The following is a 1066-nucleotide window of genomic DNA, read 5'->3' on the forward strand; positions in this document are numbered from 1 at the left end:
TATGGCGTTTGATTCTCTCCTTCTTCAAGCTGCTGAAGAAGGACTCTGCTACCGCGTTGTCCCAACAGTTTCCACGTCGGCTCATGCTTGGCACCAATTGGTTGTCCTTGCACCAGCGGGCGAAGTCGTCACTGCCAAACTGACTTCCTTGGTCGGAATGGATCATCACTGGGCCCGTTGGGCGCCTGCGCCACACAGCCATCGTGAGCGCATCCAACACCAACTCTGTAGCCATGCTGGAGTTCATCGACCAGCCGACCACCATGCGCGAGTACAGGTCAATTACGGCCGTTAGGTACAACCAGCCCTCATGGGTTCGGATATAGGTAATGTCGGTGACCCACACTTGGTTCGGTAGCGTGACCGTGAACTCACGTTGCAACCGGTTCGGTGCGGCAGTCGCAGGAAGGCCGACTCGGTAGCGTGGCCGCTTGTAACCACGCACTGAGCGCAGTTGGGCCTGGCGCATCAGGCGTGCTACACGTTTTTGACCGCATGCCATACCGTCCTCTCTCAAGTCCCGGAGGATGCGTGGGCTTCCATAAATCCCATGGCTGTCGTCAAAGGATTGCCGAATGCTTGCCAGCAAGACATCGTCGGCTAAGGCGCGTTTGGACTTTGGATTGGCCTTCCAAGCGTAATAGCCACTGCGCTGTACGCGCAGAACGCGGCACATGCTGCTGAGCCGGAACTGGCCTTTATGTTCGGCCATGAATGCGTACTTCACCCGGACAGTTTGGCAAAGTACGTTGCGGCCTTTTTTAGGATGTCGCGCTCCTCATTGGCCCTTTTGAGCTCCGCTTTGAGCCGGGATACCTCGGCCTTGAGCTGGCTTGTCTCTGCCCCCCCTGTGTTCGATTGCTCTTTGGCAAGCCGCACCCACAGGTACAGGCTTTTATCCGACATGCCCAATCGCTTGGCCACATCCACTACCCTATGACCACGCTCGGTCACCTGTTTGACGGCTTCTGCCTTGAACTCAGCCGGGTATCGCACTCTCTTCATTTCTCACTCTCCAGTTCAATTTCGACCTTGATAGGTGTCTATTGAACCGGGTGAAGTCCAA

Annotated in this window: 1 pseudogene; it reads right to left on the bottom strand. The window is 56.2% G+C overall.

The annotated features are described in order from the left end of the window. Positions 1-1005 (bottom strand): annotated as a pseudogene (locus tag OIN59_RS25270) (IS3 family transposase); the annotation flags it as partial. Positions 1006-1066: the final 61 nt, after the last annotated feature.

It is taken from the genome of Acidovorax benzenivorans, from assembly GCF_028680575.1.
Classification (GTDB): Bacteria; Pseudomonadota; Gammaproteobacteria; order Burkholderiales; family Burkholderiaceae_C; genus Acidovorax; species Acidovorax benzenivorans.